9 protein-coding genes and 1 tRNA gene are annotated in these 14,902 nt (G+C 62.4%); 8 read left to right on the top strand and 2 right to left on the bottom strand.

Annotation, left to right across the window (positions count from 1 at the left end; all coding sequences use genetic code 11):
* Positions 1-33: 33 nt before the first annotated feature.
* From B5E41_RS16670 to B5E41_RS16690, 5 genes are all read left to right on the top strand, one after another.
* Positions 34-1,443 carry a helix-turn-helix domain-containing protein gene (locus tag B5E41_RS16670; protein ID WP_088395255.1) on the top strand — a complete coding sequence of 470 codons (1,410 nt, stop codon included), beginning with the start codon at positions 34-36 and terminating at the stop codon, positions 1,441-1,443.
* A gap of 125 nt (positions 1,444-1,568) precedes the next feature.
* Positions 1,569-2,666: a polyamine ABC transporter substrate-binding protein gene (locus B5E41_RS16675; RefSeq protein ID WP_088395256.1), complete on the top strand. Its 1,098-nt coding sequence runs from the start codon at positions 1,569-1,571 to the stop codon at positions 2,664-2,666.
* 192 nt (positions 2,667-2,858) lie between these two features.
* Positions 2,859-4,001, top strand: a complete 1,143-nt coding sequence (locus tag B5E41_RS16680; RefSeq protein WP_088395257.1) for an ABC transporter ATP-binding protein — start codon at positions 2,859-2,861, stop codon at positions 3,999-4,001.
* Between the two features lie 4 nt (positions 4,002-4,005).
* The gene (locus tag B5E41_RS16685; protein ID WP_088395258.1) at positions 4,006-4,917 is read left to right on the top strand and encodes an ABC transporter permease subunit; all 912 of its coding nucleotides are present in this window, start codon (positions 4,006-4,008) and stop codon (positions 4,915-4,917) included.
* A gap of 3 nt (positions 4,918-4,920) precedes the next feature.
* The gene (locus tag B5E41_RS16690) at positions 4,921-5,739 is read left to right on the top strand and encodes an ABC transporter permease (protein WP_088395259.1); all 819 of its coding nucleotides are present in this window, start codon (positions 4,921-4,923) and stop codon (positions 5,737-5,739) included.
* A 28-nt stretch (positions 5,740-5,767) separates the two neighbouring features.
* Here B5E41_RS16690 and B5E41_RS16695 read toward each other — a convergent pair whose 3' ends face one another.
* On the bottom strand, positions 5,768-7,660 hold the full coding sequence (locus tag B5E41_RS16695; RefSeq protein WP_088395260.1) for an AsmA family protein: 1,893 nt from the start codon (positions 7,658-7,660) through the stop codon (positions 5,768-5,770).
* A 241-nt stretch (positions 7,661-7,901) separates the two neighbouring features.
* Here B5E41_RS16695 and B5E41_RS16700 point away from each other — a divergent pair, with 241 nt between their 5' ends.
* The gene (locus B5E41_RS16700) at positions 7,902-9,854 is read left to right on the top strand and encodes an acetoacetate--CoA ligase (RefSeq protein WP_088395261.1); all 1,953 of its coding nucleotides are present in this window, start codon (positions 7,902-7,904) and stop codon (positions 9,852-9,854) included.
* A 256-nt stretch (positions 9,855-10,110) separates the two neighbouring features.
* Here B5E41_RS16700 and B5E41_RS16705 read toward each other — a convergent pair whose 3' ends face one another.
* Complete coding sequence (locus B5E41_RS16705) at positions 10,111-13,896, bottom strand: ATP-binding protein (RefSeq protein ID WP_088395262.1); 3,786 nt, start codon at positions 13,894-13,896, stop codon at positions 10,111-10,113.
* 213 nt (positions 13,897-14,109) lie between these two features.
* Between B5E41_RS16705 and B5E41_RS16710 the strand changes: the two genes are divergently transcribed.
* A complete protein-coding gene (locus tag B5E41_RS16710) occupies positions 14,110-14,559 on the top strand; it encodes a phasin (RefSeq protein ID WP_011424084.1) in 450 nt (149 codons plus the stop codon).
* A gap of 130 nt (positions 14,560-14,689) precedes the next feature.
* Positions 14,690-14,766 (top strand) — tRNA-His (locus tag B5E41_RS16715).
* Positions 14,767-14,902: the final 136 nt, after the last annotated feature.

The raw sequence follows: 14,902 nt of genomic DNA on the forward strand, positions 1-14,902 counted from the left end.
GTTGGCGCCGCTTGCCTGTCAAAGGGTGTGACAATGGCGGAACGGAAGATATTCGCAGGCCCGAAATTGCGGCGCATCCGCAATGCGTTGGCGCTGACGCAGACCGCCATGGCCGAGGCGCTCGAAATATCGCCCTCTTACCTCAATCTGATCGAGCGCAACCAGCGGCCGTTGACGGTGCAGCTGCTGCTGAAGCTCGCGGCCGTCTACAGGGTCGATCTGGAGGAGTTGCGCGGACAGACCGGGGGCAGCCTCAGTCAGCTCAAGGAGGTCTTCGCCGACCCGTTGCTGTCAGGAGAGTTGCCCGGCGATCAGGAACTGGTCGAGGTGGCCGAGGCCGCACCCAATGCCGCAAGCGGCATGATCAAGCTCTATCGCGCCTATCGCGAACAGGCCGCCCGGCTGTCCGATCTGACGGCGCTGATGGCAGCCGAGGGACATGCACCTGTTGCCGCCGGCCGACTGCCGCTGGACGAGCTGCGCGAGACGCTGGAGCGCCGATCCGGCTATTTCGGACGGATCGAGACCGCAGCGGAAGCCTTTGCTGCGACGTTGCCCGGCGGCCTCGATCTGGCGGCGGGGCTGAAGGACTGGCTGCGCGCCGAGCGCGGCATTGCGGTGCGTGTCCTGCCGGTGCACGTCATGCCGGATCTGCGCCGCCGTTTCGATCGTCATTCGATGCGGCTTTTCATTTCGGAACGGCTGTCGCCGGCCGATCGTGCGCACGAAATCTCAGTCGAGGTCGCGAGCCTTGCCTTGCTGCCGGCCATCGATGCCGAGCTCGACGATCTCTCGCTTTCTTCCGCCGAGGCGCGCCGCATCGCCCGCTTCGAACTTGCCCGCATTGCGGCCCTGGCGCTGGCAATGCCCTACGAGGCGTTCCTGTCGGCGGCCAAAGCGACGCGTTACGACATTGATATTCTTCGCGCGCGTTTCGGCGTCTCCTTCGGCCATGCGGCAACGCGTCTGACAATGCTGCAGCGACCCGGGGCGGCAGCCATCCCCTTCTTCCTCATCGAGATCGATGCGGCCGGCCACCGGCTGCGGCGAGCCGGCGCGCAGGGCTTTCCGCAGGCCCGTTTCGGCGGCGGCTGCCCGAAGCTCAATATCCACGCCGCCTTCCTGCAGCCGGGCCAGATTCTCGCCGAGACGGTGGTCATGCCGGATGGCGCATCTTTCCTGACGGTCGCCCGCACGCTCGAGGGGCCGAGCGTCGAATTCGGCGAAAGGATTAGACGCACCGCGATTCTGGTCGGCTGCGACGCCGCTCTTGCAGACGGCGTGGTCTACGGGCAGGCGGCGGCGCTCGATCCGGTTGCGATCGGCCCGGCCTGTCGTCTTTGCGAGCGGCGCGGCTGCCTTTCCCGCGCCGAGCCGCCGATAACGCGGCCGCTGGGGCTCGACGAGATGGTGGCGGGCCTCAGCGCCTTCGACTTCCAGTGATCGTGAAATGATTGAAGGCGCATTTTTTTGCGCTTGTAGGGTTAGAAATTCCTTCTTAGTCTGCGGGCAAACCAGAGGGAAAAGATGTCCGCGCATGCGGGCTCTTCGAACAAACAGGAGAAGTCATGAGGTCAACCATCGCAACCGTGACGGCCGCAGCCATCGCCGCGCTCCTTGCCGCCGCGCCGGCCGTTGCGCAGGAGCGCGTCGTCAACGTCTACAACTGGTCGGATTATATCGACGACAGCATTCTTGCCGATTTCACCAAGGAAACCGGCATCAAGGTCGTCTACGACACATTCGATTCGAACGAGACGGTAGAAACCAAGCTGCTTGCCGGCGGCACCGGCTATGACGTGGTCGTTCCCACCGCCGACTTCCTGCAGCGCCAGATCCAGGCCGGCGTCTTCCAGAAGCTCGACAAGTCTAAGCTGCCGAACCTCTCCAACATGTGGGACGTGATCCAGCAGCGCACCGCCGCATACGATCCGGGCAATGAATATGCGGTCGATTACATGTGGGGCACCGACGGCATCGGCTACAATGTCAAGAAGGTCGCTGAAATCCTCGGACCCGATGCCAAGCCCGGTCTCGAAGTGATCTTCGACCCGAAGGTCGCCGAAAAGTTCAAGGACTGCGGCATCTACGTGCTCGACACGCCGAAGGACGTCATGACCACGGCGTTGCGTTATCTCGGCCTCGATCCGAACTCCACCAAGGCCGAGGATTTCAAGAAGGTCGAGGAATTGCTGACCGCGGTGCGCCCCTATATCCGCAAGTTCCACTCCTCCGAATATATCAACGCCCTTGCCAACGGCGATATCTGCATCGCCTTCGGATATTCCGGCGACATGCTGCAGGCCCGCGACCGTGCGGCCGAAGCCAAGAACGGTGTCGAGGTCAACTATTCGATCCCCGTGCAGGGCGCTCAGATGTGGTTCGACATGATGGCGATCCCCGCCGATGCCAAGCATGTGGCCGAAGCGCATGAATTCCTGAATTACCTGATGAAGCCCGAGGTCATCGCCAAGGCGAGCGACCACACCTTCTATGCCAACGGCAACAAGGCCTCGCAGCAGTTCGTCAGCAAGGAAGTGCTGGAAGATCCGGCCGTCTATCCGACGGACGAGGTGATGAAGAACCTCTTCACCGTAAAGCCGTGGGACCGGAAGACGCAGCGCACCGCGACGCGGATCTGGACGAAGGTGGTCACCGGCCAGTAAGTCGATGCCAGGCCCGGACGGAAACGTCCGGGCCTTTCAATTACCGGCCTAGAACAGGATGATTTTAGGCCCGGTCGGCCTAAAACCTGAATCTTGAAGAGTTAGAGCATGACGTCGCCCGAAAACCGCTCACACTTTCGGCATCATGCTCTAGGTGGAGGCCGGCTGAAACTTATATTCTCGGGGAATATTATGAAATCTTTGGGCAATATCCGCCGCGCCTTCGCACCCTGGGCCGATCCGTCTGCAAAACCTTTCATAGCCTTCAAGAATGTCACCAAGCGCTTCGGCAATTTCACCGCCGTCGATGATTTGTCGCTGAACATTTATCATCGTGAATTCTTCGCGCTGCTCGGCGCATCCGGCTGCGGAAAATCGACGCTTCTGCGCATGCTCGCCGGCTTCGAGCAGCCGACCTCGGGCGAAATCGTCCTCGATGGCACCGATCTCGCCGGCACGCCGCCCTACAAGCGGCCGGTCAATATGATGTTTCAGTCTTACGCGCTTTTCCCGCATATGACCGTTGAGAAGAATATCGCCTTCGGCCTCAAGCAGGACGGCATGCCGAAGGACGAAATGACTGAGCGCGTGACGCAGATGTTGAAGCTCGTAAAGCTCGAGCAGTTTGCCTCACGCAAACCGAACCAGCTCTCCGGCGGCCAGCGCCAGCGCGTTGCGCTCGCCCGCTCGCTCGCCAAACGCCCGAAAGTGCTGCTGCTCGATGAACCGCTCGGCGCGCTCGACAAGAAGCTGCGCGAGGAAACCCAGTTCGAGCTGATGGACCTGCAACAGAACCTCGGCCTCACCTTCGTCGTCGTCACCCACGACCAGGAAGAGGCGATGACCATGGCCGACCGCATCGCCGTCATGAGCCACGGCAAGGTCGTGCAGGTCGCTACGCCCGCCGAAATTTATGAGGCGCCGAATTGCCGCTTCGTCGCCGATTTCATCGGTGACGTGAACATCTTCGACGGCAAGGTGACGACGTCGGGAAATGGCGCCGTCGAGATTGCTGTCGACAGCGGTTTCACCATCCGCATTGCCGCCCCCGACACTCCGGCAATCGGCAGCACGGCCGGTTTTGCCATCCGTCCGGAAAAGATCCGTGTCAGCCGCGCGGCACCGGCGAACACCCCCGTCAATGCGGCCAAGGGCGAGATCTGGGATATCGGCTATCTCGGCGACATGACGATCTTCCACATAAAGCTGGCGAGCGGCCAGTTCGTCAGAGCCTCTTCCCTCAATGCGCAGCGTTCCGTCGAAGACCCCTTCACCTATGATCAGGATGTCTGGGTTTCTTTCGATCAGGATGCGGGTGTGCTGCTGAAGGATTGAAATCATGGGCAAGCTGGCATCACGCTTCTATAACCGCCTCGTCATTGTCATTCCCTATGCCTGGCTGCTGCTCTTCTTTCTGGCGCCGTTCTTCATCGTCTTCCGCATCTCACTGTCGACGACGGCGATCGCCATACCGCCCTATGAGCCTGTCTTCTCCTTTGCCGACGGCTGGAGCGGTTTCTGGAGCAAGGTCGCGAGTTTCTCCTTCGACAATTACGGCTATCTCACCGACGATCCGCTCTATTTCAACGCCTACCTGTCGAGCGTCATCATCGCGGCGGTCTCGACTTTGCTGATGCTGCTGATCGCTTATCCGATCGCCTATGGCATGGCGCAGGCGCCGCGCACCATCCGCCCGACGCTGCTGATGCTCGTCATCCTGCCGTTCTGGACGAGCTTCCTGATCCGCGTCTATGCCTGGATTGCCATCCTGAAACCCGAGGGACTGCTGAACCAGCTCCTGCTGTCGCTGCATATCATCGACACCCCGCTGATCATTCTCAACACGCCGACGGCGGTCTATATCGGTATCGTCTATTCCTACCTGCCCTTCATGGTGCTGCCGCTCTATTCGGCGCTCGAAAAGATGGACGGCACGCTGATCGAGGCGGCGCAGGATCTCGGCTGCACGCCGGTCCAGGCCTTCTGGCGCGTCACCTTCCCGCTGTCTATCCCCGGCGTGGTTGCCGGCTGCATGCTGGTCTTCATCCCTGCCGTTGGCGAGTTCGTCATTCCCGATCTTCTCGGCGGTTCACAGACGCTGATGATCGGCAAGACGCTCTGGAACGAATTCAACGCGAACAGAGACTGGCCGGTCTCCTCGGCGGTCGCAACCATCCTGCTGATGATCCTGGTGATCCCGATCGTCTTCTTCCAGAATGCGCAGGCCAATGCCGAAGAGCGGGGGAAGTAAGTCATGCTGAGATGGACCCGTTTCAACATCATCTCCGTCGTGCTCGGCTTTGCCTTCCTCTACCTGCCGATCGTGCTGCTGGTGGTCTTTTCCTTCAACGAATCGAAGCTCGTGACCGTCTGGGGCGGCTTCTCCACCAAGTGGTATGTCTCGCTGCTCTCGAACCAGGCCCTGCTCGATGCCGCCTGGGTGACGATCCGTGTCGGTCTGCTGTCGGCCACCTTCGCGACCATGCTCGGAACGATGGCGGCGCTGACGCTGGTGCGCTACACGCGCTTCCGCGGCCGCATGCTCTTCTCAGGCATGGTCTATGCGCCGCTCGTCATGCCCGAAGTCATCACCGGTCTGTCGCTGCTGCTGCTCTTCGTGGCGATCGGCCTCGACCGCGGCTTCTGGACGATTACGCTGGCGCATACGACGCTGACCATGTGCTTCGTCGCCGTCGTCGTGCAATCACGGCTCTTGAGCTTCGATCAGTCGATCGAGGAAGCCGCGCAGGATCTGGGCGCGCCGCCGGTGCGAACCTTTTTCGAGATCACGCTGCCGATCATCTCGCCGGCGGTGTTTTCGGGCTGGATCCTGGCTTTCACGCTGTCGCTCGACGACCTCGTGATTGCAAGCTTTACCTCCGGCCCCGGCGCAACCACGCTGCCGATGAAGATCTATAGCCAGGTGCGCCTTGGGGTGACGCCCGAGATCAATGCGATCTGCACGATCCTGATCGCCATCGTCGCGGTCGGCGTTATCTGTGCATCCGTCATCACCAAGCGGCGCGAAGTGCAGCGCGAGCGCGACGAGCGGGTGGCCGCCGCCGGCGCCTGAGCCTCTGTCCTATCGGGCGCAAGGCTCTTTATTGCGCGTGGGGCGTGCCGCCGAAAAGCGGAACCGGCGAGATCACCGGGTTCGGCCATGAGCCGCCGACGAAGAACGGCAGAAGCGGCAACTCTGCCGCCTTGGCCGGGTTGGTTGCCTCCAGCGAACCGGAAAGCGCCAGCCCGTTCGACTGATAGGTGATCACGCCGGAAAGCGCCAGCGTCTGCGTCGGCCCGACGACATGGGCGTCATGGATTTCGGCAGAGCCGTTGGCGAAATCGGCTTGAAGGTCCATTTGGTTGAAGGCGAAGGCGCCGCCTGCTGCGGCACTCAGCGGAAAGAACGGTTTTTCGGCGGCCTGCATCCTGAGCGCGCCGGTGTCAACGCCGGGAATCGTGCCTTCCCTCGTCCAGAAATGCAGTTTGCCGGTGACGTCGGCAAGACCGGCCGTCCAGATCGCCTTCGACGACTGCAGGTCGAGATCGAGCGATCCCGTCGCAAGCGGCAGCGGTCCCTTGAGCTGCAGACGCTCGGCAAGGCCGGCGAAGTCGGCATCGCGGATCGACAGCTGCAGTTTGCCGCCGCCGTCGAAGTCGCGGCGCGTCGCCTCCAGATGCGCCGTCATTTCGCCGCCTTCGAAGCCGCTGTCACCGATATCGAACTTCGCCTCGCCGCCGGTGACGATCATGCTGGCGCCGACATCGGAAAGCTCGAAGCGGCCCATCTCAGCGCGCCGCGCCGAAAGCCTGACGTCGACGTCGAGCAACTGCAGCGGTTCGCTGATGCCGGCGGAGATGTCATCCGCCTCACCGGCCGCCAATCTCAGGGCAAAGGCGTCGAGGAACGGCTTCAGGTTCATCTGGTCGAAGGCGAGCGTGCCGCCGATCTTCGGCCGTCTGCCGGCCCTGGTCGAAAGGTCCATCACGCCAGTGGCGCTCGCCTCGTTCAGCGACAGGCTGAGATCGTTGAAACGCAGCCCGCTGCCCGACGACATGATGTCGGATTCCAGCGAGGCGCTCTTCAGCGTGCCGACGCCGGGGAGCGATCTGCCCGACCATGTCAGAAACGCCGGCACATCGGGAATGCTGACGGCGATGTTGCCGGACAGCGCCGAAAGGCTGGCGATGCTGGCGATCCCCTGAAAACGGGCCGTCAGCAGGTTTGACGTCAGCGATGTCCGCGTCTCGGCGCTCTTGCCGGCAAAGGCGAGCAGCGGCTGGCGCGAGGCGAAATCCACCTTCAGGTCCACGCCGTTGATACGGGCGATCACGACAGCCGAGATCGCGCCGGAGAGCCGTGGCCAGCCAATGTCGGCTGTGACGCTGTCGAAATTGTAAGTCTTGGCGCTCTTGATATCGGTGACGGCAAGCGTCCCGTCCTCGACGGTCACCGCACCGATCTCGGCATCGAGCGCGGGATCGAGTATCTCGGCCCCGTTTTCGTAGCGCACGCCGCTAATCGCGCGCGCAAGCAGGCCGGCGTAACTCCAGTCTATCAGGCCATTCTCGTCACGCGTCAGCGCCAGGTTGGGCCGAAGCAGATGGAATTCGTGGAAACTCGTCCGGCCTCTCAGCGCATCGATGAGGCTGAAATCCGCCGACAGGCTTTCAATGCTGCCGAGCAGCTTGTCGCCGCTTTCGCGGGGCTGGCGGATGGTGACCTGGTTCAGCGTGATGCGCGGCGTCGGCCAGAATTCGAGAACCGGAGTGCCCTTAATCTCGGCATGGTAGCCCGTCCATTTCGACAGCGCATCCTCGATGCCGGAGCGCACGAAACCGGTCGTGATGAGATAGGGCGCTGCGACCCTGAGGGCCACGAACAGTGCAAGCGCAATGAGCAGAAGCAGTGTCGACATGCGGGCAAAGGCCGGAAGCCAGCGCGAAACGGGCCCGATCTTCCTGCGCCACCTGCGATGTCTAGACGTACCCATGATCTCCGCCGGTTACCGGTTATGCGCTGATTTCGCCCGATATATGAAATATCCGGCCTATGCAAATCCAATGCATGTCGCCCGGAAGCGTGCAGCGGTTCCAGGACAATGACATCATAAAACGAAGAGCCGACCGCGTCGCATGAATCCGGTTTATGCCAGCGGTTTTAGGTTTGGGATCGCGCCGTCTTTATAATGCAATGCAGCATGATATAAAGACGGCATTGGGGAGGAGGAATGAATGCAGGATAATAAGCCACTTTGGGTGCCCTCGGCCGAGGCGGTCGCAAGAAGCCCGATCCATGCCTTCATCGAGCGCTGCAACGGCGAGTTCGGGCTTTCGCTTTCCGGCTTCGACGATCTGCATGCATGGTCGGTCGCCGAGCGGGAGAAATTCTGGTCGACCGTCTGGGATTTCTGCGGCGTGAAGGGAGAGCGCGGCGCAGAGGTGCTCGTCGACGGTGACAGCATGCTCGGCGCCCGCTTCTTTCCCGACGCGACGCTGAATTTCGCCGAAAATCTGCTGCCTGGCCGCGGCGAGGCCGACGCCATCATCTTCCGCGGCGAGGACAAGGCCGAAGACCGTTGGTCGTGGGATCGGCTGCGCGCGCTGGTCTCCAAGCTGCAGCAGGCCTTCGCGGCACGCGGCATCGGCAAGGGCGACCGCATCGCCGCCATGATGCCGAACATGCCGGAGACCGTCGCCGCCATGCTCGCCGCAGCCTCCGTCGGCGCCATCTGGTCATCCTGCTCTCCCGATTTCGGCGAGCAGGGTGTGCTCGATCGTTTCGGCCAGATCGGTCCCAGGCTTTTCATCGCCTGCGACGCATATTGGTATTCCGGCAAGCTGCAGGATGTCGGCTCCAAGGTTGCGGCGGTGGCGAAAAGCCTCGGTGTCCCCACGATCGTCGTTCACTATGCCGGCGATGCCGAGGCGGTGGCGGGCAAGACATCAGGGGCTTCGACACTGGAAGCCTTCATTGCGCCCTATGAGGCCGGGGAGATCGCATTCACGCCGCTTGCCTTTGGCCATCCGCTCTACATCCTCTTTTCCTCGGGCACGACCGGTGTGCCCAAATGCATCGTGCACTCGGCCGGCGGCACACTGCTGCAGCATCTGAAGGAGCACCGTCTGCATTGCGGCCTGCAGGCGGGTGAGAAGCTCTTCTACTTCACCACCTGCGGCTGGATGATGTGGAACTGGCTGGTCAGCGGGCTCGCCAGCGGCGCCACGCTCTGCCTTTTCGACGGCTCGCCCTTTGCACCTGATGGCAATGTGTTGTTCGACTATGCCGAGGCCGAAAAATTCGCGATTTTCGGCACCTCGGCAAAATATATCGATGCGGTGCGCAAGGGCGGGCTGACACCGCGCAAAAGCCACGATCTCTCAAGCCTCCGGCTGATGACCTCCACCGGTTCGCCGCTGTCGCCCGAGGGTTTCACCTTCGTTTATGAGAGCATCAAGCAGGACGTTCAGCTCGCCTCGATCTCCGGCGGCACCGATATCGTTTCCTGTTTCGTGCTCGGCAATCCGCTGCAACCGGTCTGGCGCGGCGAGATCCAGGGCCCCGGTCTCGGCCTTGCGGTCGACGTCTGGGACGATAATGGCAAGCCGGCGCGCGGCGAGAAGGGCGAACTCGTCTGTACCAAGGCCTTTCCCTCCATGCCTGTCATGTTCTGGAACGACCCTGATGGCGCCAAATATCGCGCCGCCTATTTCGAGCGGTTCGACAATGTCTGGTGCCATGGCGATTTTGCCGAATGGACGGAGCATGGCGGCCTCGTCATCCACGGCCGCTCGGATGCGACGCTCAACCCCGGCGGGGTGCGCATCGGCACGGCCGAGATCTACAACCAGGTGGAACAGATGGACGAGGTGGCCGAGGCGCTGTGCATCGGCCAGGAGTGGGATGACGACGTGCGTGTCATCCTCTTCGTCCGCCTTGCGTCAGGTGTGACGCTGACCGAGGATCTCATCAAGGCGATCAAGACGCGTATTCGCACCGGCGCGTCGCCGCGGCACGTGCCGGCAAAGATCATCGCGGTTGCCGATATTCCCCGCACCAAATCCGGCAAGATCGTCGAGCTTGCGGTGCGCGAGGTCGTTCACGGCAGGCCGGTGAAAAACCAGGAGGCGCTCGCCAACCCCGAAGCGCTGCGGCTCTTCGCTGATTTGAGCGAACTGAGGGACTGATAAGCAATCGTAAACCACAAGCTTTCACCATTCAGCAATGCCTTGTGCTGGAAACCTTTCGTTAAGAAACCTTTGTCAAAGGTGAAACAACTTGGGGGCCGCACATGAACGAGGCGGCCTGAAGCCTCCGGGCTTACGAAACATGACGTTGATCGACTGAGCTCTTGTTGAACAGCACCCATTTGAAGGCAGCCTCTGGCTGCCTTTTTTTTGCCTGCCGTCCAGCCTTCAGGCGGCTCCGCCCCGTCGATAGGGATCAGCCTGCCAGCACGCGCTGCGACGGGAAGGTGATCTCGACGAGCGTGCCTTCGTTCGGCGCCGAATTGATCGAGAATGTCGCCCGATTGGCATCCACCATCGCCTTGGTCAGCGGCAGGCCGAGCCCGGTGCCATCGCCGCGATGGCGTGACTGGGTTGAGGAGACCTGGCGGAACGGCTTCATCGCATGGTCGAGTTCGGCGCGCGTCATGCCGATGCCGGTATCGCGGACCCTCAACACCACGCTGCCATTCGCCTCATAGGAGGTGGATACGACGATCTGTCCGCCAGACGGGGTAAAGCGGATGGCGTTCGATAGGATGTTGAGCGCGATCTGCTTGATCGAGCGCAGATCGGCTACAACCTCGGGCACCGAATGCGACAGCGCCGTGCGGATGATGACGCGCTGGCCGTTCGCCTGCGGCTGGACGAGCGCGACGGCCTCCGAGACCGCCTCGTTGAGGCCGACGGCGGCGAAGTCAAGATCCATCTCGCCCGCCTCGATCTTCGAAATGTCCAGGAGATCGTTGACGATATCCAGCACGTGCCGGCCGGAGCGGCCGATATCGTTGGCATATTCGATGTAACGGGGATGGCCGATCGGACCGAAGCGCTCACCCGCCATCATGTCGGAAAAGCCGATGATTGCGTTGAGCGGCGTGCGGATCTCGTGGCTGACGCGCGCGAGGAAATCGGTCTTGTGGGCGTTGGCGGTTTCGGCCGCGCCCTTGGCGTTGCGCAACTCGTCCTCGGTGCGTTTCCACTGGGTGATATCGCGGATGACGGCACAATAGCCGTTCGAGGAGGTAAGCCGGCCCATCGTCATGAACAGCGGCACGAAGCCGCCGCCGGCTTCGCGGCCGATCACTTCGCGCCCGTCGTTCAGCACGCTTGCCACGCCGTGGCCGGCAAGGCCGTTCAGATAGTCAAGGACCGCTTTCTGGCTCTCATGGGCAAACAGCATGACGAAGGGTTTACCGCGCGTCTCCTGCTCGTCGTAATTGAACAGCGCGCTCGCCGACCGGTTCATCGAACGGATATCGCCCTCGGTGCCGATGACGACGACGCCATCGGTCGCCGTTTCCAGGATCGAGCGCAATTCCTCCACTTCGACCTGAAGCTTGGCGACCTTCTCGACCATCCGTTCCGGACGCGCTTCCGACCGGCCGGTTTCGGCGCGGGCGTCTTCCTTGCGTTCCACCGGCATCAGCGCCAGCATCAGGGCGTTGGCATCTTCCCAGCGCACCGATTGCAGCCGCGCAGTCACCGGTATCAGCGTGTCGTCGGCCTTGACGAGCATCATGGTGCCGGAACCGGCTGCCTTTTCCTCAAGTTCGCGGCGCTGCAGCAGGGCTTCGATACCGCCGACCTCACGCAGCGCGTCGAGCGAGTGGTAGCCCGTCAGCCGCATGAATTCGGGATTGGCATGGAGCAGCGCATCGCCGACATGGATAAGCACCGCGACGGGCAATTGGTCGACCGTTCCGGCCGAAAGCCCGTCAATCATCTTCACGCGCGGCGGGATGAAGCTTGTGAGAACCTCGATCTGGCTGACCGTCTCCTCGAGCCCTTCCGTCGCCTCGTCCTCGCCGATGGCGTCGGGTTTTTCAGCGGCGTCTTCGCGCAGCGGGTCGACCGCGTTCTCGAAGATTGCCTCCTGCGGCGCCGTCTCCTCGACCGAAGCTGCGTCGGCCGTATCGACGGCGGGCGTTTCGCCGGTGATGGATTCGGGCGCCGCTCCTTCTTCGAAGGACGGCGCTTCCGTGGCGGTAGTGCCCGTCGGCGGCGCGTCGGGCTCTTCCCTGCGGGCGCCGAAGGCTTCCAGGCGCTTGGCGATTTCGCGGAAGTTCGCCTGTTCGGCGGCCGTCAATGCGGCGCCTGTGCTGTGAAGCTGCACGACCTTGTCGGTGGAACGGCGATTGGGCGTTTCCACGATGCGAAGCGCCGGGGGCTCGTCTGCGGCATCGGCCGCCGGCGCTTCACCGGTGCTCTCCTGCATCTCTTCGGCGGCCCTCTCCCGGGCGGGCGGCTCGAAGCCGGCCTCTTCTCCGGTCGCTTTGAAAGGCGTCTCTTCGGTCTGCGGATGGTCCTCGATCGCGTCCGCCGGGACCGCTTCGGGCGCGGCGTCAATGTCGTGTGCCGGTTCGCTGACAGCGTCGGCCGTCGGGCCGAGGCCTGCCGCATCATGGCCAACGCCGTTCGGGCCGAGCGTCAGGCCGAGCGCCAGCGGATCTTCCTGCGCGTCGGAAAGCCTGACGACGCCGAAGCCGCGGAAGCCGTCGAAGTCGCGGTTGCGGGTATAGGTCGGCAGTGCGGCGAGATCGACCGGAACGACGAGGCTGGTGCCTTCGACCGGCCAGAGGATCGTCTTGCCCGACCATGTGTCGCGGCGCGCGAGGGCCTCGGAAATCTTGCCGTCGGGGTCGAGATTGAAGAGAGCGGCGATATCGCTGAAGGCGGAGCCGATGATGGCGGATGCATGCGGACCGACGGCCTCGGCAAATTCATGGCTGACCTCGTTGAACCGGCCTTCCGCATCGATCTTCCAGACGAAGCGGGTGGCGCGGCTGTTCGGCCTGAAGACGAAACCGGGCTCGGGCGCAAGCGACGGGGCAGTAGGCGCGTCGGAAGCTGCAGTTGCTGCGACGGCCGGCTCTTCGCGCACGGCGTCCGGCGCCTCATCGAACGGCATTTGGCCGGTCTCGGCGGGTGTCTCCGCCATCGCGGTCGCTTCCGCCGTCTCGTCGGCGGAATGGCTCGCGGCCTCATCGGAGGGCACCGCGGGCTCGTCGGCCTCATCCATGCGGCTCTCGGTCGCGCCGTCGTCGTTTTCTGGGGCTTCGTCTGCGGCCAGGTTCTCGTCGGCAACCGCCGCCTCTGCGGATGTGAGAGCCGCCTCTGCCGGATGTTCCCGGTCGTCGGCGATCTCCTCCAGCGTCTCCTCGACCTCTTCGATCCCCGAGACCGCATCGACGATCTCGCCGAAGCCGGTCGCCGCCGCCTCTTCCGGAGGAAGTTCGGACTGCGACGTGCCTTCTTCCCCCGCGGGCGCGTCAGCCGCCTGCGGCGGCGCATCGACTTCGTCGAGCACGGGCGCATCGATCGGATCGAGATGACCGATCGCGGTTTCCACGGCAAAAAGCAGATTGAGCGCCGGCTCGTCGTTGAGCCTGCCGACTGCGGCCGGGAGATAACCCCTGCCGGTGGCGACCGGGCGCTTTACCAGGCGGTCAGGATGTGCGCCTGCAAGATTGATCAAGGCCTTTGCGGTCTCGCCTGATATGGCGAGCGAGGCAAAGCCCGGCGAGGCGGCGATGACCTCGCCATTGGCGCCGATGACAGCCATATGCGTGTCGGGATCATCAAGGCCCTGCAGCATCTGGGCCGCCGCAGCGCCTGCCGTCAGCGGCCTTGCCGACACCGGCACGGAAAACAGAATGGCCTTCTCGCCCGATGAAAGCCGGATCAGTTCGGCGGCCGCCTGCACCTGCGCGCGCTGAAAGCCCTTGGCGACGCGGATCATCAGGCTTCTGTTGTCGCCGACATGGGCGAGCTGACGCGCCGCCGTTTCCAGCTGCCGAAAGGTGATGTCGGTGCGATCGACGCCCTGATCGAGCAGGTCGTAGACCGCTGAATGGCTGAAAAGCTCCGCACCTGCGCCGTTTGCCCAGAGCAGGCGGGCAAGATCGGCTGAAAAAAGCACCATGGCTTCGCCGCGCGAAAAGCGTTCCCGCACCCGCGCATGCACGGCGATATCGATGAACGGATATTGGACTGCGGGCATGATCGAACCTTGTCGCTGTCGGCCTTCTAAATTAACGGCTTATTAATAACTGCAGGTCGCATGCCGGTCCAGAACAGCGGGGTGCTTTCAACCGAAAGGGTTAACGACTTGTGCGTCGCACAATTTATGTTGCAATGCACAATGGAATGCCCTATATAGACATCATTCGATGATCCCAGGCAGCAACTGCCTTAGCCCAAAGGAATGCGACCCATGGCTACCATAAAGACCGATGACGTTTTTTCAATCGCTTCTTTCGACCCGTCCAAGCTGGCTGAATCCTTCCGCGAATTCGCTGAAAAGGGTGCCCAGCAGTCGAAAGACGCCTATGCCAAGCTGAAGACCGCTGGCGAAGAAGCCGGCAAGACGCTCGAGGCCACCGTTCAGACGGCGCAGGCCGGCACCGTCGAGATCGGCCTGAAGGCGATCGACGTCCTTCGCGTCAACGCCGAAACCTCGCTCTCGCACATGGAAGCACTGCTCGGCGTCAAGTCCGTCGCCGAATTCATCGAGCTGCAGACCTCGTTCCTGCGCAAGCAGGCCGAGCTTGCCGTCGATCAGGCGAAGTCGATGCAGGAAACCACCAAGCAGGTTGCCGAAAAGCTCGCAAAGCCCTCCAAGGAAGCCGCCGAAAAGGCCATGGCGTCCTTCAAGGTCGCCTGATCGGTCGATGCCGATCGGAAACAGAAGGCTGGACCTCGCGTCCAGCCTTTTTGTATATTGACGAGGAATGGGACTTGAATTCATCCTCAAGTCCTCGTATGTGACCCCCGTCGCGTCAAACGTGATTCATGCGGTTGTAGCTCAGTTGGTTAGAGCGCAGGTTTGTGGCACCTGAGGTCGGAGGTTCGAGACCCCCCAACCGTACCATCTCCCCACTTCAGTTTCCCATCAGATCGATTTTTTTAGAATGATGTCATCTCGACCGGGATCGTCGGTCGAGATGTGTAACTGTTTCTGAAGTTGCACTGATGTTGTTCGTGTCCTGGCAAAAAGCGCCGGCTTT

This window comes from Rhizobium esperanzae (assembly GCF_002204185.1).
Taxonomy (GTDB): domain Bacteria; phylum Pseudomonadota; class Alphaproteobacteria; order Rhizobiales; family Rhizobiaceae; genus Rhizobium; species Rhizobium esperanzae.